The sequence below is a fragment of the Microbacterium sp. AC132 genome, from assembly GCF_979258525.1.
In genome coordinates this window covers 2,011,385-2,031,001 of record NZ_OZ409862.1, presented here as the reverse complement: position 1 = coordinate 2,031,001, position 19,617 = coordinate 2,011,385, and the positions used below count along the sequence as shown (strand labels likewise).

14 protein-coding genes are annotated in these 19,617 nt (G+C 69.5%); 5 read left to right on the top strand and 9 right to left on the bottom strand.

Annotated elements, in window-relative coordinates; genetic code table 11:
• A complete protein-coding gene (locus ACZZZQ_RS09625) occupies positions 1-561 on the bottom strand; it encodes an acyl-CoA thioesterase (RefSeq protein ID WP_056280685.1) in 561 nt (186 codons plus the stop codon).
• Between the two features lie 130 nt (positions 562-691).
• On the opposite strand from ACZZZQ_RS09625, the gene ACZZZQ_RS09620 reads away from it, so the two are divergent.
• Complete coding sequence (locus ACZZZQ_RS09620) at positions 692-1,198, top strand: GNAT family N-acetyltransferase (RefSeq protein ID WP_053097837.1); 507 nt, start codon at positions 692-694, stop codon at positions 1,196-1,198.
• Positions 1,199-1,308: 110 nt separating this feature from the next.
• Here the strand turns inward: ACZZZQ_RS09620 and ACZZZQ_RS09615 are convergent, their stop codons facing one another.
• Genes ACZZZQ_RS09615 through ACZZZQ_RS09605 form a run of 3 tightly spaced genes read right to left on the bottom strand, consistent with a single transcriptional unit; the run spans position 1,309 to position 4,782 of the window.
• On the bottom strand, positions 1,309-3,030 hold the full coding sequence (locus ACZZZQ_RS09615) for a cytochrome b/b6 domain-containing protein (RefSeq protein ID WP_463507428.1): 1,722 nt from the start codon (positions 3,028-3,030) through the stop codon (positions 1,309-1,311).
• 2 nt (positions 3,031-3,032) lie between these two features.
• Complete coding sequence (locus tag ACZZZQ_RS09610) at positions 3,033-4,004, bottom strand: electron transfer flavoprotein subunit alpha/FixB family protein (protein WP_053097841.1); 972 nt, start codon at positions 4,002-4,004, stop codon at positions 3,033-3,035.
• A 1-nt stretch (position 4,005) separates the two neighbouring features.
• The gene (locus ACZZZQ_RS09605; protein ID WP_053097843.1) at positions 4,006-4,782 is read right to left on the bottom strand and encodes an electron transfer flavoprotein subunit beta/FixA family protein; all 777 of its coding nucleotides are present in this window, start codon (positions 4,780-4,782) and stop codon (positions 4,006-4,008) included.
• Positions 4,783-4,915: 133 nt separating this feature from the next.
• Here ACZZZQ_RS09605 and ACZZZQ_RS09600 point away from each other — a divergent pair, with 133 nt between their 5' ends.
• The 3 genes from ACZZZQ_RS09600 to ACZZZQ_RS09590 are packed head-to-tail and all read left to right on the top strand — an operon-like array spanning position 4,916 to position 6,364.
• On the top strand, positions 4,916-5,452 hold the full coding sequence (locus ACZZZQ_RS09600; RefSeq protein WP_053099260.1) for a MarR family winged helix-turn-helix transcriptional regulator: 537 nt from the start codon (positions 4,916-4,918) through the stop codon (positions 5,450-5,452).
• Position 5,453: 1 nt separating this feature from the next.
• Complete coding sequence (locus tag ACZZZQ_RS09595; RefSeq protein ID WP_053097845.1) at positions 5,454-5,924, top strand: SRPBCC family protein; 471 nt, start codon at positions 5,454-5,456, stop codon at positions 5,922-5,924.
• Positions 5,921-6,364 carry a YdeI/OmpD-associated family protein gene (locus ACZZZQ_RS09590; protein ID WP_463507427.1) on the top strand — a complete coding sequence of 148 codons (444 nt, stop codon included), beginning with the start codon at positions 5,921-5,923 and terminating at the stop codon, positions 6,362-6,364. Before ACZZZQ_RS09595 ends, ACZZZQ_RS09590 begins: the two co-directional genes overlap by 4 nt.
• A gap of 121 nt (positions 6,365-6,485) precedes the next feature.
• Here ACZZZQ_RS09590 and ACZZZQ_RS09585 read toward each other — a convergent pair whose 3' ends face one another.
• Genes ACZZZQ_RS09585 through ACZZZQ_RS09570 form a run of 4 tightly spaced genes read right to left on the bottom strand, consistent with a single transcriptional unit; the run spans position 6,486 to position 10,916 of the window.
• Positions 6,486-7,262 carry an enoyl-CoA hydratase-related protein gene (locus ACZZZQ_RS09585; RefSeq protein WP_053097849.1) on the bottom strand — a complete coding sequence of 259 codons (777 nt, stop codon included), beginning with the start codon at positions 7,260-7,262 and terminating at the stop codon, positions 6,486-6,488.
• Between the two features lie 44 nt (positions 7,263-7,306).
• Positions 7,307-8,209 carry a 3-hydroxyisobutyrate dehydrogenase gene (gene mmsB, locus ACZZZQ_RS09580; protein ID WP_053097851.1) on the bottom strand — a complete coding sequence of 301 codons (903 nt, stop codon included), beginning with the start codon at positions 8,207-8,209 and terminating at the stop codon, positions 7,307-7,309.
• A complete protein-coding gene (locus ACZZZQ_RS09575) occupies positions 8,206-9,387 on the bottom strand; it encodes an acyl-CoA dehydrogenase family protein (protein WP_072591951.1) in 1,182 nt (393 codons plus the stop codon). Before ACZZZQ_RS09575 ends, mmsB begins: the two co-directional genes overlap by 4 nt.
• A gap of 26 nt (positions 9,388-9,413) precedes the next feature.
• Positions 9,414-10,916, bottom strand: coding sequence for a CoA-acylating methylmalonate-semialdehyde dehydrogenase (locus tag ACZZZQ_RS09570; protein ID WP_463507426.1), 1,503 nt, complete (start codon positions 10,914-10,916; stop codon positions 9,414-9,416).
• A 169-nt stretch (positions 10,917-11,085) separates the two neighbouring features.
• On the opposite strand from ACZZZQ_RS09570, the gene ACZZZQ_RS09565 reads away from it, so the two are divergent.
• Complete coding sequence (locus ACZZZQ_RS09565) at positions 11,086-13,125, top strand: beta-galactosidase (protein ID WP_463507425.1); 2,040 nt, start codon at positions 11,086-11,088, stop codon at positions 13,123-13,125.
• Positions 13,126-13,194: 69 nt separating this feature from the next.
• Here ACZZZQ_RS09565 and pulA read toward each other — a convergent pair whose 3' ends face one another.
• The gene (gene pulA / locus ACZZZQ_RS09560; RefSeq protein ID WP_463507424.1) at positions 13,195-19,254 is read right to left on the bottom strand and encodes a pullulanase-type alpha-1,6-glucosidase; all 6,060 of its coding nucleotides are present in this window, start codon (positions 19,252-19,254) and stop codon (positions 13,195-13,197) included.
• Between the last annotated feature and the right edge of the window lie 363 nt (positions 19,255-19,617).

Below are 19,617 nucleotides of genomic sequence, written 5' to 3'. Positions count from 1 at the left end.
TCAGTTCCACACGCTCGGCGCGGAGGTGCGCACGGGAGGCAGAGCGGATGCCGCGGCCCAGTCGTGCACCCACGGATCGATCTCGGGCACGCCCTCGGGCTTGCCCACTGCGGCGAACAGCTCTTCGTTGCTGACCGTGCCGCCGGTGCGGCGCAGCATCCGCGAGCGCACGATCACCCGCGCGTAGATCTCGCCGCCGACGACGGCTCGGTGCTCGAGGAACACGGCCTTGTCGTCGTGTCCGATGAACCGGGACTGCACCTCGAACCGCTGCCAGAGCTGCAGGGACTTGCGGAAGGTGACGGTCTCGCTCGACACGACGGCGTACCAGCCGCGCTCGTTCATCGCGTCGAACAGCCCCGTGCGGATCAGCAGGTCCCAGCGACCGAGGTCGAACAGCGACAGGTAGCGACCGTTGTTCATGTGGCGCAGGATGTCGATGTCGGTGGGGAGCGTCGTCAGTGTGATGCTGCTGACGGAGCCCGCGTCGAGGGTCTTGCCTCGCCGCACGCGGCGACGGGCGGAGAGGATCACGAGGAGAGTGCGCCAGATCACGTTCACGAGCACTGATCGTAGCCAGCGACGAACGATTCGCGAACATCGTTGTGCGATGTCTCCAGCGGCATATCGGTGCTGCGGGAACGCTTCCGTTCGATTTCCTCTTCGCGGACCCCGCGCGTAGAGTCGCGATATGAGCGCCGAAGCCCAGCCTGAAGTCATCGTCCGTCCGGTCCGTGATGTGGATGCGGAAGCCCTGGGTCGCGTGCACGCGCAGTGCTGGCACGAGACCTATGACCACCTGATCAGCAAGGCAGCCCTCGAGAAGGTCTCGCCCCGCCGCATGGCCGAGCTGTGGACGCACTGGGCCTCGCAGGGCCCCGAGTTCACCATGCGCGCCGCGCTCGTCGACGGAGAGATCGTCGGGTTCGTCGGCTCCGGCCCCGCCCGCGACAAGGACGCCCCGGCGTTCCGCGAGCTGTACTTCATCTACCTGCTCGACGCGTACCACTCCACGGGCATCGGCCAGAAGCTGTTCGACGCCGCCGTCGAGAAGGACGAACCTCTCTACCTGTGGGTCGCGGAGGACAACCCCCGCGCCCACCGCTTCTACACGCGCAACGGATTCACGCTCGACGGCGCGAGCCACACCGAGCCGTTCCTCGGCGAGACGCTGACCGAGGTGCGCTTCGTGCGCTGAGCCCGCGCCTCGTGGCCCTCGCGCTCACGTTTTCGCATGAACGGCCCCCTGCCTCAGGCAGGGGGCCGTTTCGCTGCGTCGGAAGCGGTCTGGGCTGAATCGTGGACGGGTCAACGTCCGGAGACGGTGCCGAACAGCTTCGCGATCGGGGCGATCACGAGCGGCCGGGCGGCGACCCAGCCGAGGGCGATCACCACGAGGGATGCCACGAAGACCCAGAACCCGGTCCAGCCGACGGCATCCGAGGAGGCGTACATGTGGTTGAGGTTGCGCAGGAACCCGGTGAGGAACACCAGCGCGACGTGTCCGATGATGAACACCACGAAGTAGATCATGATCGGGAAGTGCAGCGCGCGGGCCCACTCGATCGGGTAGGCCTTCGAGAGACGTTCGGCCTTCTTCGGCCACATCCCCGACATGCGGAACCCGGTCGCCGCCGCCAAGGGAGCCGCGATGAACACCGTGACGAAGTAGGCCAGCTGCTGCAGGCTGTTGTAGTTCACCCAGCCGTGCTCGGTCGGCCAGTCGAACGACACGTACTGCAGCGCGGCCGACAGCGCGTTCGGGATGACCTCCCAGCTCGTCGGCACGATGCGCGCCCAGTGTCCGGTGACGAAAAGCAACACCACGAAGATCACGCCGTTCACGAGCCAGAGGATGTCGAGCGCCTGGTGGAACCAGATCGTCAGGCTGACCTTGCCCTTGGGATCGTTGCGCGGGGTCCAGAACGCGGTCGGGCGCTTCTCGTTGCGGATGCGGAGGCCCGACCGGATGATCAGCACCATCAGGAACACGTTGAAGAAGTGCGCCCAGTTGGTCCACGGGGCGAATCCCGGTTCGACGGCGACGGCCGGCTCGTATTCGCCGGGGAACGCGGCGAGGAAGTCCTGCATGAACGGGAAGCTCAGCAGCGCCCGCACGAACGCCACGGCAGCGGCCGCCAGGATGCCGAGAGCCGCGGCGCCCAGAAGGACGGCGATCGCCTGGGTCCAGGTCGGCCGAGGTCGGTCGGATGCCGGAGCGGTCGCCGTGACGTGCCGAGGCGCACTGCCGTTCCAGACGGTGCGGGGAGCGGGCAGCGGGATCGAAGGATCCCCGAGCGCGAACGCGGCGGCGGTGGCGACGGCCGTGGTGGGTGCGGATGCCGGAGCGGCGGCCGGTGCGGATGCCGGTGCAGATGCCGCGACCTCGGGGGCTGCATCCGCGGAGGCCGGGGCATCCGCGGCAGCCGGGGCATCGACGGCGATGGAGGAGGCCGCGTCCGAGGCGACTGCGATCAGCGGAACGGTATCCGCCGGGGGCCACGGGTCTCCGCCGGCGACTCGCGGCAGACCGCGACGCACGGATCCCGTCTGCGCGACGACCGGGGCCGACTCAGGCGTCGGCTCGTCGAGCGTGGACGGCGAGGCGGACCGGGTCGGCACGTCTGCCGCGGCGTCGGTGGCAGCATCCGCCGGCTCCGGCGTCGAAGACGATGTCCGCGCCGCGGCAGCGCCTGCGCCTGCGACAGCCGCCACGCTCGCGGGAGGCCACGGTTCGCCACCCGGCGTGCGCGGAAGGCCCCGGCGAAGAGACGCGCCACTCGCCGCAGACGGCACCGCGTGCTCGACGACCGAGGACTCGGGCTCCGGCACGGCAGTCTTGGGAACGGTAGCCACCGGAGCGGCAGCCGCCGGGGCGGCCTCCTCCGACTCATCGAGCGAGGTCGACGGCGCCGAGAGCGGCGATGCGTGCTCGGCATCCGCAGGCGCCTCCACGGCGATGTCGCCGGGAGGCCACGGCTCGCCGCCGGGAACGCGCGGGAGCCCGCGCCTGAGCATCCGCGTCGCCATGGCTACTTCTTCCGCGCCTCGAGGGCCGCGATCACCTGCGGGACGATCGTGAACAGATCGCCGACGATGCCGAAGTCGGCGACGTCGAAGATCGGCGCCTCGCCGTCCTTGTTGATCGCGACGATGTTCTTCGCCGTCTGCATGCCCGCGCGATGCTGGATCGCACCCGAGATGCCGAGGGCGACATACAGCTGCGGCGAGACCGAGACGCCCGTCTGACCGACCTGATGCGACTGGGGGATGTAGCCGGCGTCGACCGCCGCGCGCGAGGCGCCGACCGCTGCGCCGAGAGCGTCGGCGAGCTCTTCGACGAGCACGAACTTCTCCTTCGAGGCGAGGCCGCGACCACCCGAGACGACCCGCGTGGCGCCGCGCAGCTCAGGCCGCGTCGACGTGGACTCGACGGCCTCGACCGCGCCGACGGTCGCCCCGACGGTGCCGGATGCCGACACGGAGAGCGCGTCGATCGTCGGCGACTCCACCGCCTCGGCTCGCGCGTCGACCGCGCCCTGACGCACCGTGATGACCGGTGCGCCGAACGTGGGAGCCGAGTCGGTGAGGTACGCGCCTCCGTAGACGGAGTGGTGGGCGACGATGCCCTCGTCATCCCTCGAGACGCCGACGGCGTCGACCGACAGCGCCAGCTTCGCGCGCACGGCGAACCGCCCGGCGACATCGCGTCCGCTGATCGAGTTCGAGATCAGCACCGCGTCCGGCCGCACCTGCTCGAAGGCCGCGTGCAGTGCATCGACGATCGGCACGGTGAGCACCGTCGGGTCGCCGTCGGCCGTGAGCACGACCGATGCTCCGGCCGCGGCCACCTGAGCCGCCGCGTCTGCGGACCCTCCGACGACGAGCGCGACCGGAGCGCCGACGGTCGAGGCCGCGCCGATCAGCGCCGCCGTGCTGCTGGCGGGGTTGCCCGCGGGGTCGAGGTCGACGAGGACGAGGATGGGGTTCTCGGGGTAGGTCATGTCACACCAGCCTGTTCTGCACGAGGTACTCGACCAGCTTCTCGGCGGCATCGCCCTCATCGACGATCTTCACGCCGGCCGCGCGCGGCGGCTTCTCGGCGACCGACGTCATGATGGTGCGGGGTGCGGCCGCCGGGTCCGCGGAGACACCGAGGTCGTCGAGGGTGAGCACCTCGAGCGGCTTCTTCTTCGCCGCCATGATGCCCTTGAAGTTGGGGAAGCGCGCGTCGGGCAGTGCCTCGGTGATCGAGATCACCGCCGGGAGGGATGCCGAGATCGGCTGCGCTCCGGCATCCGCCCCTCGGGTTCCGGTGATGCCGTCCGAGGAGATCTCGACCGAGGTCAGCGCCGTCGCCTGCGCCCACCCCAGGTGCTCGGCGAGCATCGCCGCCATGACGCCGCCCGAGCCGTCGGTCGACAGGTTGCCGGTGATCACCAGGTCGGGTTCGCCGCGACGGATCGCCGCGGCCAGCGTCTCGGCAGTGAGGCCGAGGTCGGCCCCCGCGAGCTGCTCGTCGGCGATGTGCACTGCGGAGCCTGCGCCGATCGCGAGCGCTCGGCGCACCGATGCGGTCGAGCCGCCAGGAGCCATCGCGACCGCGACCACCTCGGTGCCCTCATTCTTGTCGGCATGACTCAGCGCGACCTCGAGCGCGCGCTCCGTGATCTCATCGAGCACCACGTCGCCGGCGCCTCTGTCGGCGAGGCCGGTCTCGAGGTTCAGCTTGCGGTCGCCATAGGTGTCCGGCACCTCTTTGACCAGGACGAAGATCTTCATCGATTGCTCCTCACGACTGCGTCGATTCTAGTCCCTTGATACTGAGTTCCACCCGACGAGCGACTGAGGGCCACCAGTCGGCTCCCGGGTGCCGGGTCCCGGCTGCAGCGACGCGATGGCCTACCGTAGAACCGTGAACCGACCGCGTCCGCTGCCCGTCGATCCGCTCGCCGAGGCGAAGCGGCAGTGGCTCGCGCACGGATGGACCGATGCCGCCGACGGCATGACCGTGGTCACCTCCGTCATGCGCGCGCAGCAGCTGCTGCTCGCGCGGGTCGACGCGACGCTCAAGCCCTTCGCGCTCAGCTTCGCCCGATACGAGATGCTGCGTCTGCTGGCGTTCAGCCGGTCGGGCCGACTGCCGCTGTCGAGCGTCGTCGCCCGACTGCAGGTGCACGCGACGACCGTCACGAGCACCGCGGAGCGCCTCGTGCGCGACGGACTCATCGTGCGCGAACCGCACCCGCACGACGGCCGTGCGGCACTGCTCGCCCTGACCGAGTCGGGCCGAGAACTGGTCGCTCGCGCCACGGACGCCCTGAACGCCGATGTCTTCGCCGACCCGGGGATGAGCCGCGAGGATGCCGCCGAGCTCGTCGCGATCGTCGCCCGCATGCGCAAGGCCGCCGGCGACTTCACCGACCCCAGGCCGCAGCCCGAGCCGCTCTGACATGGCCGCGTTCGTGCTCGAGACGGTCATCGCCGCACCGCGTGAGACGGTGTTCGCAGTCGCTCTCGACCCCGGGATGCACCTGCGGTCGATGGCGCGATACCGGGAGACCATGATCGAGGCTCCCGCCGGCGGCGTGTTCACGGAGGGGTCGACCGTCACGTGGCGAGCACGGCACTTCGGCATCCCGTTCCGGCTGCGGACGATCGTGTACGACGTCGACCCGCCGCGTGGGTTCCGCGATCGGCAGCTCTCCGGGCCGTTCGGAGCGTTCGAGCACGAGCACGTGTTCGAGGAGCATCCGCAGGGAACCCTGGCCCGCGACACGATCGTCTTCCACTCGCCGTTCGGTCCGATCGGACGCCTCGTCGACCGTCTGATCCTTCGCGAGTACATGCGACGCCTGATCGAGGAGCGCAACGCCCACCTGGCATCCGAGGCCGAGGGACGCGGGCGTACACTGCCCGCATGAGCGAACTGCGCCTGCACACCATCCTCGAAGGCCGTGGCCCCGCCGCCGCGATCATCCTCACCGACGAGCAGGTCGCCTCGTTCGGAGCGGGGAAGGCGTTCCCCGTCGCGGTCACGATCGGAGGACGCACCGCCCGTCTGCGCCTGGCCCGGATGGGAGGTGCGAACATGATCGGCTTCAGCAAGGCTGTGCGCACCGACCTCGGCGTCGAGATCGGCGAGGAGGTCGATGCGGTGATCCGGCTGGATGCGGCCGAGCGCACTGTCGAGGTGCCCGCCGCCCTCGCGGAGGCGCTCGACGCCGACACCGCGCTGCGCGCCGGCTTCGACGCGCTCCCCTATTCCGTGCGCAAAGAGCACGCCCGCTCGGTGGCGGAGGCCAAACAGGATGCGACCCGCGAGCGGCGCGTGGCGAAGATCGTCGACGCGCTGCGCGGCTGAGGTCTCCCGCCGCCTGCGTGCAGGCTCTGCTCCATGACTCCGGAGATCCGAGGGGGCTCGGGCTTGCCGGCGGGTGCTCGGCACGGAACGGGCGCAGTCCTCCGGAGTTGTGGAGCGGCGCTCAGCGGTTCTGGAAGTCGGGCGCACGCTTCTCCCGGAAGGCGGACATGCCTTCCTTCTGGTCTGCGGTGTCGAACAGCTCGGCGAACGCCCGCTTCTCGTGGGCGAGGCCATCGGCGAGCGTCGTCTCCATCGCCGCGTCGAGCGCGGCCTTCGCGGCGAACACCGACGGCAGCGATTTCGACGCGATGGTCTCGGCGAGCCTCGTAGCCTCGGCGAGGAGGTCGGATGCCGGCACGACGCGCGACACGAGGCCGGAGCGCTCCGCCTCCTCGGCGCCCATGAACCGACCGGACAGCACGAGTTCGGCCGCCTTGTAGTAGCCCACGGCGCGGATGAGCCGCTGCGTGCCGCCCATGCCGGGAATGACGCCGAGGTTGATCTCGGGCTGCCCGAACTTCGCGGTGTCGGCGGCGAGGATGATGTCGCACATCATCGCGAGCTCGCATCCTCCCCCGAGTGCGAACCCTGAGACGGCGGCGATCACGGGCGTGCGCACCGCGGCGAACTCATGCCAGACGCCGAAATGATCGGTCTCGAGCATCTCGGAGGCTGACATGCCCTCCATCTCCTTGATGTCCGCGCCGGCGGCGAACGCCTTCTCAGACCCGGTCACGACGATGGCGCCGACCCCGTCGTCGAGGTCGAAGGCCACAGCGGCCGCGGTGACCTCGTCGGCGAGGCGACTGTTCAACGCGTTGAGCGCCTCGGGGCGGTTCAGGGTGATCCACCCCACACGTCCGCGCTGCTCGACCAGGATCGTCTCGTATTCCGTCATCGTGAAGGCCTCTCCGTCGTGGTCATCTCAGTATCTCGCGCGGCTCACACGCTGCCGTCGCGGATGTCGGTGATGATGCCGGAGAAGTCGCGGGTCGCGCCGTCGCCCGCAGCGAAGGCGGCGTAGAGCTGCTGGGCGAGCCGCCCCATCCGCGCGTCGGTCGACGTCTGCTCGATCGCCTGCAGCGCGAGCCCGAGATCCTTCGCCATCAGAGCACCGGCGAAGCCCGGCTGGTAGTCGCGGTTCGCCGGGCTCGTCGGAACGGGGCCGGGGACGGGGCAGTTGGTCGTGATGGACCAGCACTGACCGGACGCCTGCGACACCACGTCGAACAGCGCCTGGTGCTCGAGCCCGAGCCGCTCGCCGAGCACGAAAGCCTCAGCCACCGCGATCTGCGAGACGGCGAGCACCATGTTGTTGCACACCTTCGCGGCCTGGCCGAGCCCCGACCCCCCGCAGTGCACGATGCGCGTGCCCATGATCTCGAGCACCGGCAGTGCGGCGGCGAAGTCCTCGTCCGAGCCGCCCACCATGAACGCGAGCGTGCCGTTCTCGGCACCGACGACGCCGCCGGACACCGGGGCGTCGACATTGCGATGCCCCGCGGCGAGCGCGAGCGCGTGGGCGGCACGGGCCTCGTCGACCGCGATCGTCGACGACTCGATGAACAGGGTGCCGGGGCGGGCTGCGGCGAGCAGCTCGGTGCGGTACGCGTCGATCACGTGCCTTCCCGCCGGGAACATCGTGATGACGACGTCGGCGTCGGCGACGGCGTCCGCTCCGCTGGCCGCGACGGGGATGCCGGCGGCCTGCGCCGCCTCGATCGCCGCGGGCACCAGGTCGAACCCGTGCACCTCGTGCCCTGCGGCGACGAGGTTCTTCGCCATCGGCAGCCCCATGTGGCCGAGTCCGAGGAAGGCGATCCGGACGCTCGACGACTCGCTCATGATGCGCTCCGCATCGAGGCGGATCCCGCCGGTCGCAGCATCTCGCGCCCGACGATCAGGCGCATGATCTCGTTCGTGCCCTCGAGGATCTGGTGCACCCGCAGGTCGCGCACGACCTTCTCGATGCCGTAGTCCTGCAGGTAGCCGTAGCCGCCGTGCAGCTGCAGCGCGCGGTTGGCGACGTCGAATCCGGCATCCGTCGCGAAGCGCTTGGCCATCGCGCATCGCATCGTGGCATCCGGGGCGTGCTCGTCGACCGCCAGCGCGCCGTCGGTCACCATGAGGCGAGCGGCCTGCAGGTCGGTGCGCATGTCGGCGATCGCGAACAGGATCGACTGCTTCTCGGCCAGCGGCTCGCCGAACGCCACGCGCTCGTGCACGTACTGCACCGCCCGATCCAGGGCCCACTGGGCACCTCCGATGGAGCAGGCCGCGATGTTGAGGCGACCGCCGTTGAGGGCCGACATCGCGATCGCGAAGCCACGGCCCTCGTCGCCGAGCATTCCGGATGCGGGGATGCGCACGCCGTCGAGGATCACCTGACGGGTGGGCTGGGCGTGCCAGCCCATCTTCTTCTCGGGCGCCCCGAAGCTGAGTCCCTCGGCATCGCCGGGAACGAGGAAGGCGCTGATGCCCCGGGCTCCCGGCTCGCCGGTACGGGCCATCACCACGTAGACGGCGGCCTCGCCGGCACCCGAGATGAACTGCTTCACGCCGGTGAGGAGGTAGTCGTCCCCGTCGCGCACCGCGCTCGTCGCGACGTTCGCGGCATCGGATCCGACGCCCGGCTCGGTCAGGCAGTAGCCGCCGAACTCCTGCATGGCGGTGAGGTCGGGCAGCCAGCGGCCGCGCTGTGCATCGTCGCCGTAGGTGTCGATCATCCACACCACCATGTTGTGGATCGAGATGTAGGCGGCGACCGCGGGATCGCCCTTCGCGAGCTCTTCGAAGATCGCCACGGTGTCGGAGCGGCTGAGGCCCGTGCCGCCGAACTCCTCGCTCACGTAGATGCCGCCGAGGCCCAGTTCTCCGGCCTTGCCGAGCGACTCGCGGGGGAAGATGTGCTTCTCGTCGCGTTCGGCGGAGAAGGGTGCGAGCTCGGTCTCGGCGAACTCGCGGACGGCGTCGAGAATGGCCTCGCGCTCTTCGGCGGTGGTGGTGACGGTGGTCATTGTCATGTCGATTCCTTGTGGGCGTCGCGAGGTCAGTGCATGGTGGGGATCACGAAGCTGGCGCCGTCGCGGATGCCGGCCGACGGCCAGCGGCTCGTGACCGTCTTGGTCTTCGTGTAGAAGCGGAAGGCATCGGCGCCGTGCTGGTTGAGGTCGCCGAACCCGCTGCGCTTCCAGCCGCCGAACGTGTAATACGCGATCGGCACCGGGATCGGCACGTTGACGCCGACCATCCCGACCTCGACCCGTGCGGCGAAGTCGCGTGCCGCGTCTCCGTCGCGCGTGAAGATCGCGACGCCGTTGCCGTATTCGTGCTCGGATGCCATGCGCAGCGCCTCCTCGTAATCGGCGGCGCGGGCGATCACGAGCACCGGTCCGAAGATCTCCTCGCGGTAGATCGCCATGTCGGTGGTCACGTCGTCGAACAGCGTCGGTCCGAGGTAGAAGCCCTGCTCATGACCGGGCACCGTGAAGCCGCGACCGTCGGCCAGGAGGGTCGCGCCCTCGTCGACCCCCTGCTGGATGTACCCCTCGACCCGCTCGACGGCAGCCCGGGTGACGAGTGGCCCGTAGTCGACGTCGGAGGCGAGGGACGGGCCGATCCGCAGCTGCGCCACGCGCTGGGTGAGCTTGGCGGCGAGAGCATCCGCCGTCTCCTGACCGACCGGCACCGCGACCGAGATCGCCATGCAACGCTCGCCCGCCGATCCGTATCCCGAGCCGACCAGCGCGTCGACGGCCTGGTCGAGGTCGGCGTCGGGCATGACGATCATGTGGTTCTTGGCGCCGCCGAAGCACTGCGCGCGCTTGCCGTGCGCGGCCGCCGTCGAATAGATGTACTCGGCGATCGGCGTCGAGCCCACGAAGCCGACGGCGCGGATGCGGTCGTCGGTGAGCAGCGCGTCGACGGCCTCTTTGTCACCGTGCACGACGTTGAGGACCCCGGCGGGCAGCCCCGCGTCGAGGAACAGCTCGGCGATGCGCACCGGCACCGAGGGGTCGCGCTCGCTGGGCTTGAGCACCACGGCGTTGCCGGCGGCGAGGGCGGGGCCCGCCTTCCACAGGGGGATCATCGCCGGGAAGTTGAACGGGGTGATCGCCGCCACCACTCCGAGCGGCTGCCGCATCGAGTAGACGTCGATGCCGGCGCCGGCACCCGTCGAGTACTCGCCTTTGAGCAGGTGCGGCGCGCCCGCGGAGAACTCGATGACCTCGAGACCCCGCTGGATGTCGCCCTTCGCATCGTCGACCGTCTTGCCGTGCTCGCTCGCAAGCAACTCGGCGAGCTCGGTCATCTCGCGCTGCACGAGATCGAGGAAGCGCAGCAGCACACGTGCGCGCTTCTGGGGGTTGGTCGCCGCCCACTCGACCTGCGCGGCCTCGGCGTTCGCGATCACATCGGCGACCTCCTGCGCGGAGGCCAGCGGCACGCGCGCCTGAACGGATCCCGTGCTCGGATCGAACACGTCGGCGAAGCGCCCTCCCTCGGGGGTGAGGTGCTTTCCGCCTACGAAGTGGGGAATGGTACGAGTCATTGTGCGATGTCCCTTCGCGCCGTCGTTGGCACTATGACGATGGTACTTCGGCATCCGCATATTTACTAGGGTGTCCTTGCAGTTGCGGAAGCACGCCGGACGACTGTGCTGGAAAGCGCTTCCCCGCTAGGGTCGAGAGAGCAGGCCGAACACCCGACCCAGGAGACTCATGCACTACGGCGCCGACTACAACCCCGAGCAGTGGCCGCGAGAGGTGTGGCCGGACGACGTCCGGCTGATGCGCGAGGCCGGCGTGACGCTCGTGAGCCTGGGGATCTTCTCGTGGTCGCGCATCCAGCCGGCCGAGGGCGAGTTCGACTGGGAGTGGCTCGACGAGATCATCGGGCTGCTGCACGAGGGCGGCATCCAGGTCGACCTCGCCACCGCCACCGCATCCCCGCCGCCGTGGGCCTCGACCGCCTACCCCGAGATGCTGCCGCAGGATGCCGACGGCTCGACGTTCTGGCCCGGCAGCCGCCAGGCCTTCGCGCCCTCCTCTCCCGTCTACCGTCGCCTCGCGGCCGAACTCGTCACCGCTCTCGCGGAGCGCTACGCGCAGCATCCTGCCGTCGTGCTGTGGCACGTCAACAACGAGTACGGATGCCATCTGCACTACGACTACTCCGACGCCGCGCGCGACGCGTTCCGCGCATGGTTGCAGCGCAGGTACGCGACGATCGACGCCCTCAACCACGCCTGGGGCACGGACTTCTGGTCGCAGCGCTACACCGCCTTCGATCAGATCGTGCCGCCGCGCAAGGCGCCGTACAGCATCAACCCGACCAGCGTGCTGGACTTCAAGCGGTTCACCTCCGACACCCTGCTCGAGCTGTATGTGATGGAGCGCGACATCATCCGAGCCGCGGGAGCGACCCAGCCGATCACGACCAACTTCATGGGCGCGTTCCCGCCGGCCGACTACTGGAAGTGGGCGGCCGAGGTCGACGTGATCAGCGACGACAACTACCCCGATCCCAACGACCCCCAGTCGTTCCGCGGGGCCGCGTTCGCGCGCGAGCTGATGCGCGGCCTCAAGCCCGGGGTGCCCTGGATCCTCACGGAGCAGTCCACCAATGCCCTGAACTGGCGTCCCACCAACGCCCCGAAAGCACCCGGTCAGATGGCGGCGATCAGCGCGCAGGCGGTGGGCCGAGGCGCCGACGGGATCATGTTCTTCCAGTGGCGGCAGTCGCGCCGCGGCAGCGAGAAGTTCCACTCGGCGATGGTGCCGCAGGCCGGGCTCGACACCCGCACCTGGCGGGAGGTCGTCGAGCTGGGCGGACAGCTCGCGCAGCTCCCCGAGATGCCGGACGTCTCGTCGGGGGCGAAGATCGCTCTCGTCTTCGACTGGGAGAACTGGTGGGCGATCGACGGGCGCGACCACCCGATCGTGCTCGACTACCTGACGCTCTCGCACCGCTGGCATGCGGCGCTGCATCGGCAGAACCTCGCGGTCGACATCGTGAACACGACGAGCGATCTCCGCGGCTATTCACTCGTGGTCGCGCCTCAGCAGTATCTGCTGAGCGATGAGGGCGCCGCGAATCTCACGGCGTATGTCGCGCAGGGCGGCAACCTGTTCGTCTCGGCGTTCAGCGATGTCGTCGACCAGGACGACGCGTTCCGCGAGGGCGGCTTCATCGTGTCGCTGCGGGACGCGCTCGGCGTCGCGCTCGAGGACTTCGGGGCGCTGGTGCCGCCCGAGTCGGTGCGATCGGCCGACTCGGCCGGAGAGGTCGCGAGCCACGCCGTGCCCGACGGGCCGGGCCAGTCGGAGGCGCCAGTGGACGGCCCCGCGGGGACGATCGTCGGCCAGTACTTCGCGGAAGAGCTCCTCGTGCAGGATGCCGAGGTGCTGGGTCGCTTCACCGAGGGTCGCACCGCCGGGCGAGCGGCGTTCACCCGCAAGGCCTTCGGGGACGGCAACGGCTACTACCTCGCGACGATCCCGGACGACGCCGGCATGGCAGCCGTGCTGCGCTGGCTCGCCGCCGAGGCGGGAGTGACCGCCGAGATCGAGGGCCTTCCCGAGCACGTCGAGATCGCACGCCGAGGCGGCATCCTCACCGTCATCAACCACAGTGCAGAGCCGTTCGCGGTCGATGTGCCCGGCCGCGACGTGCTCACGGGGTCGATCGCGGCGCGCCGCGAGCTCGGTGCGTACGGCTGGGCGTTCATCGACACGAGCGGGGTCGACGCGCGGGACTGATCACGCGAGGACGGCCGCGGTCGCGCGGGTCGAGGGGTGCGGCGCGCGGCCGCACCCCTCGCCTCGACCTCAGTAGACGATCACCGGGAGGCTGCGCGTGCTGCGGGAGTCCTGCCACGGCTCCGTACCGTCGAAGCGGACCGTGAGCAGGTGCACCCCACGGCTCAGCTTCGGCACCGACACGGTGACCCTGCCCTTGTCGGAGGGAGCCAGCTCGACCGTGGCGACGACCTTGCCGCGGTCGTGCACCGTCACCGTGCCCACCGGCGCGCTGCCGTCGTCGGCCGCCACGGTGACCTTCACGGTGGCGCTCTTGCCCGACTTCACCAGCAGGTCCGAGGAGGCGCGCACCCGCGTATCGATCGGCTGCACCTGGTCGTCGACCAGCACGGCGACCGACCGGGCGGGGATCGTCACGGTGCCGGTCGCGGCGTCCCAGGTCGTGGTCTTGACCACGGCATCCGCTCCGTTCGCCTGAGCCGGGGTCAGCGCGAACGAACGCCCGGCCAGGCCGGCGACGGTCTGCGTGACCGGCGCAGGAGAGGAGTTGAACGCGACGAGCGCACCGTCGAGATCGGCGTCGGCGTCGGGACCCGTCAGGTCGTCGATCTGCATCAGGATCACGCCCGGAGCCGCCCCCGCCCCGCCGTTCGGGAACGTGACCTTCTGCTGGATCAGCTCGGCCGAGCCGAGCCGCAGCAGATCGACCTCGTCGCGGATGCGCAGCAGATCGAGAGCGGATGCCTCTGCGGCCGCCATGTCGGCCGCGGCCGGCTTGAGCGCAGGATCGGCGAGCAGCGGCGCCATGATCGGCCACTTCTCCTCGTTGTCCGCCGCGGTCGGCAGCCCCGAGCCGAACGTCGACTCCTGACCGGTCCAGTCGATGCGGTTGAACCAGTCACCGGAGTTGTAGCTGTTGCGATCGAGGGACTTCGACCGCAGCAGCTCGGTGCCTGCATGCCAGAACGACGGCGACTGCGAGAGCGTCACAGTCGCGAGCTCCAGCGTGTTCATCCGCACGCGGTCGGCCATCGTCGTGTCGACCGGGAGCTTGAGCACCGAGAGGTCGTAGAGCGTCTCGTTGTCGTGCGCATCGACGTAGTTGATCGTCTCGTCCGGCTGATCGGCATAGCCCGCCGCGGAGCCGCGATAGTCGATCGCCTCTCCTGCCGTGACCGAGCCGTCGCTCGTGGTGAACTCGAAGTCGCGCAGATTGCCCGCCAGCCCGAGCTTGACGAGATCGGTCTCGTGGCCGAGGTCGGCGAGCGCCTGCTCGACCGTGCCGTTGATCGGATCGCCGTTCGGGTCGGTGCCGAGACCGGTGCCGAAGCCCTGACGGAACGTCGACGACGAGTCGACCGGGCTGCCGCCGTGCACGGCGTCGCGCAGGCGGTCGTTGAACGTGCCGATGCCGGTGCCTCCCAGCTGCCCCTGGGTGGCCTGCTCGAACAGCGCATCGTCCGCCACCTCGCCGAAGTTCCAGCCCTCGCCGTACAGATGGATCGCCGAACCGTCGACGCCGTCCTTCGCGAGGGTCAGGGCGTCGAGCGCGTCGCGGATCGCCTGCATGTTCGTCGTCGAGTGGTGGCCCATGAGGTCGAAGCGGAAGCCGTCGACCTTGTAGTCGCGCGCCCAGGTCACGATCGAGTCGACCATGAGCTTCTGCGCGGCGAGGTGCTCGGTCGCGACGTTCTGGCAGCACGTCGAGGTCTCGACGCCGCCGGCCGCGTTCAGCCGGTGGTAGTAGCCGGGCACGACCTGGTCGAGCACCGACTTCTCGGCCTGACCGGATGCCGCCGTGTGGTTGAACACCTCATCGAGCACGACCTGCAGGTCCATGTCATGGAGAGCGCCGACCATCGACCGGAACTCGCTGACCCTGGCGCCGCCGTCGGCGTCGACCGCGTACGAGCCCTCGGGCGTCGAGTAGTGGTACGGGTCGTAGCCCCAGTTGAAGCCGTCGGCATCCGCGACCGCCTGGATGCACGCCTGCTGTGCCGCGTCGGCCGGGCCGAACGAGGCGAGGTCGCAGTCGGGCACCGCCTGCGCTGCGCGGTCCTCCTCGATCGAGGCGATGTCGAAGGAGGGCAGCAGATGCACGGTGTTGATTCCGGCATCCGCGAGCTGCTTCAGCTGATCGGTGCCCGCGCTGTCGCGGGTGAACGCCAGGTACGTGCCGCGCTCGTCGGCCGGAACCGTCTCGTCGCTGATCGAGAAGTCGCGGATGTGCAGCTCGTAGATCGCCCGGTCGACCGCGCGCTCGACGACCGGCGCTTCGGCCTTCTGCCACTGCTTCGGCTGCCAGGCCTTGTCGTCGAGGTCGATGGCGACCGAACGCCGCGAGTTCAGAGTGAGCGCCGTCGAGTAGGGATCGGTGACCCGGTTCGTCTCGATCGCACCGGTCGTCGGCGCATAGACCACGACCTCCCACAGGAACTCGTCGCCCTTGAGATCCTTGGCGCCCGCGACCGACCAGACGCCGGACGCCGCATCCCACGCGGCCTCGTGCCGAGCGGGGTCGCCCTCGGCGCCCTCGTCCCAGGTGAGAAGGGTCGCGCTCTGCGCCGTCGGCGCCCACAGCCGGAACGTCGGCTTCTTGCCCGAGAACGTCACGCCCAGGTCGACGTCGTCGAGGGCTGCGGCATAGAGATCGTCGAGAACCCCGGCGATCTGCACGCCGGTGAATGCGGAGGGCGCACCCGTCTCGTCACGTTGGACGACCGCGAGCTGCGTGCGCAGCAGTGCCGCCGCATCGGCATCCGTCACCCGCAGGGCGAGGTATCCGTCGAGCGCGGGGAACCGGGCGAGCTGCTCGTCCGTCAGGCCGCCCTCGATCACCTCGAGCGCGATCGACTCGCCACCCGCGATGTCGCCGTCTGCCACCGCGAGCGAAGCGTCCGCCGAGGAGTACAGCTGATAGGCGGCCTTGTCGACAGACCCGAGAGTCGCCGGCCAGGCGATCGTCTCGGCGTCGACCCACTGTGCGCGCTGCTCTCCGGTGCCGGGGAGCTGCGGGTCCGCGCTCACGACCTCGAGGACGTGCGTCGCCAGCGTGTAGCGGAACGACGTCACGCTGCCCTCGGCCGCGCTGAACGAGATGTTCGCGCCGCCCGGCACTCCGTCGGCGCCGTAGTTCTCAGCCCAACTCAGGCCGTGCGCCACCTTGAGCTCGTAGGCTCCGGTGGGGAGGTCGGCGGTCGAGAACTCGTAGACGCCGTCGCGGTCGCCGTCGGCCATGAGGGTGCCGAGGCAGTCGGGAGACCAGTCCGCCGCGCAGCCGAGCTCGTCCTGCAGAGAGCCCGGCAGCGTGACGATGGGTCCGTCGGCCGAGGACTGCACGATGTTCGTGCGCGGGTCGAAGTAGAAGGTGATCGGCCCGCCCGCGTGGGTGAGCGTGACGTTCGAGCCGCCCGGCACACCGTTCGCTCCGTAGTTGACGGCCCAGCTGCCGTTGATCGCCGCCTTGTACTCGTAGTCGCCGGCCGGCAGATCAAAAGCCCCCTCCCATACGCCGTCGGCGCGCAGGGTCAGCTTCGCCTTCTCGCAGGCAGGGTCCCAGTCGCCCGCACAGCCCATCTCGGAGTTGAGACTGCCGGGCACGGTCACCATGTCGATCGGAGACTCGGGCTCCTCGCCGGCCGCCAGCGTCACGGCGTTGCCGACCGACGCGTACGTCGAGGCTGCGGCGTGGTTGCCCGCGGCATCCGTCGTCACGGCCCGATATTCGACGAGCGTGCCGTTCGCGAGATCGCGGATGTCGTGGAAGACGCGGGGGTCGGTGTCCTCCGCGGTGCCGAGCGCCTGCCACTCCTCGGAGCCGACGACGCGCCAGGCGAAGCTCGTCTGCGCCCACTGATCGGCGATGTCGGCCTGCACGGCGGACTGTCCGGTGACACCGGCTCCGGCGGCGGGCACGACGACCTCGACGGATGCCGCCTCGGACGGCGCCGTGACGGTCGAGTCGGCTTTCCAGACCACCGCCGACAGAGCCGGCACCGTGATCGAGGCGGCCGCACCGGCATCCGTGGCGAGGGACGCGGCGTCACCGTAGAGCACCTCGTACGAGGCGTCGGCGGTCAGCGTGGTGAGGTCGACCGTCTGCGCGGTGGCGGCGTTGTTCACGGCCACCAGGTATTCGACCTTGTCGTCGGCATCCACGCGGGAGAACGCGTACACACCAGCACCGGATGCCGCGTACCGCTCGATCTGCGCGCCCTCACTGAGCGCCGGGTTCGACTCCCGGAGCTCTGACAGCGCGGCGATGTGCTCGTAGAGCGCGGCATCCGTCGCATAGCGGTCGACCGAGCCGGCCTGCTCGCCGGTGATGAGGTTCTGATTCGCGTAGTCGGCGACCTGGGTGGCGAAGAGCGACTGCCGGGCGTCCTTGTCGCCGCCGGGGCCGGCGAAGCCCTGCTCGTCGCCGTAGTAGACGACCGGCTGACCCCGGGTGAGGAACATGAGCTCGTGCGCCAGCTCGTCGCGCTCGAGCGGAGCATCCGTCGTCTGCAGGAAGGATCCCACCCTGCCCATGTCGTGGTTGCCGAGGAACGTGGGCAGTGCCGTCGCCGACGAGTCGGGTGTCGTGTAGCGATCGTCGCCCGCGAACAGGGACTGCAGGCCCTTGGCCGAATTGCCCGACGCGTAGCTGACGGCGGAGGACTGGAACGTGAAGTCGAGGATCGAGTTCATGTCGGTGTCTCGCACGTACGGCGCGAGCTTCACCGGGTCGGCGTCGTAGACCTCGCCGAACATGAAGAAGTCGTCGTTGCCCTTCTCGTGCGCGTAGTCGAGGACGTCGGCGGTCCATTTCTCCCAGAACTCGAAGTTCACATGCTTGACGGTGTCGATGCGGAAGCCGTCGATGCCGAGGTCGATCCACTTGTCGTAGACCTCGACGAAGCCGTTGACCACCGTCGGGTGCTCGGTCATCAGGTCGTCGAGTCCGCTGAAGTCGCCGTATGTGACCGACTCCCCCGACCAGGTCGAGTCTCCGCGGTTGTGATAGAGCGACGGGTCGTTCAGCCAGGCCGGCACCTTGACGTCGGCCTCGCTGTCGTCGATCACCGGCGTGTAGGGGAAGCTCGTCGCCGGGTCGAGTTCGGGGAACCCGTCGGTGCCCGCGTGGTCGGCCGGGTCGAACGCCGTACCCGCGGCATCCGTGTAGGGACTCGTCGCCTGGTCGATGTAGGAGTACTGCCCCTCGGCGTAGTCGATGACGTCGGCAGTGTGGTTGGTGATGATGTCGAAGTACACCTTGATGTCGCGGGCGTGCGCGTCGGCGATCAGCGCCTGCAGCTCCTCATTGGTGCCGAGGTGCGGGTCGATGCGGGTGAAGTCGGTGATCCAGTAGCCGTGATAACCGGCAGAGGCGTTGGCGCCCTCACCCTGCACCGGCTTGTTGGCGAAGCTCGGCGTCAGCCAGATCGCCGATGTGCCGAGCCCCTCGATGTAGTCGAGGTTCTCGCGGATTCCGGCGATGTCGCCGCCCTGATAGAAGCCCTTGTCCGTGGGGTCGAAACCGGTGGTGAGCCGGTCGCCCTCGAGACCGCCGGTGTCGTTGGCCGTGTCGCCGTTCGCGAAGCGGTCGGTCATCACGAAGTAGAACTGCTCGCCGGCACCCGCCTGTCGGGTCGGGCTCGCGATGAGCGCCTCATCGTCGGAGGTGTAGCCGCCACGCAGGTCGGTGGACTCGAGCCCGACGCGCTTGAGCGTGTCGTCGAACGTGAAGCGGAGGGTTGTCGGGCCGGCCACCGTCAGAGGGATGTCGTCGGCCCCGCCGTCGAGCCCGTACGCCTCGTCCCAGCCGTCGTTCACCGCGACCTTGTACTGCCACGTGCCCGCAGGGACCTCGAACTCGGCGGAGTAGATGCCCTCGGCGCCCGTGGGCTCGAGCTCGGTCTCGGTGCAGTCGGGCGCCCAGTCGGCCGCGCAGCCGAGCTCGGACTGCAGCGAGCCCACGAGAGCCACGGTGCGATCGGCCGCCGCGGCGGATGAGCCGCCGAGCGTGCCGGCCGCGCCGAAGCCCGAGACGACGAGCGCGGTGGCGGCGAGTAGGGCGAGCGGACGTGAAGCGGTCGTCTTCGACCGAGCCGACTTGAACAAATGATGCTCCCTGATGGCGGCGGACACGACGACGTGTCCGGAGGCTTGCGAGTGAAGCTAGCAGGGCGGGCTCCAGGACTGCAAGCGCTTGCAGCTGCGGTCTGGCGAAAAGTCAGGGGTGTGAGTACTGCTGATGGCCTTAAGTCGCAAACGCTTCCAGGATCGCGAATCCCGGGTGAGGAGGATTTCTCGCCGCGTTCACCGCCCGGACACCTTCGCCGACTACAACTGCAGATGCGCGGACACAGACTCAGACCGGATCGGGTAGTCACGTCATCCGCGCATACGGTGAGCGTCTGCTCCCGAAGAGACCCCCGCCGAATCGGGTCGGCGGGGGTCTTCTCTGTCTTGTCCGGCGAACATCGACCCGGCAGGGGCACAGCGGGTGCC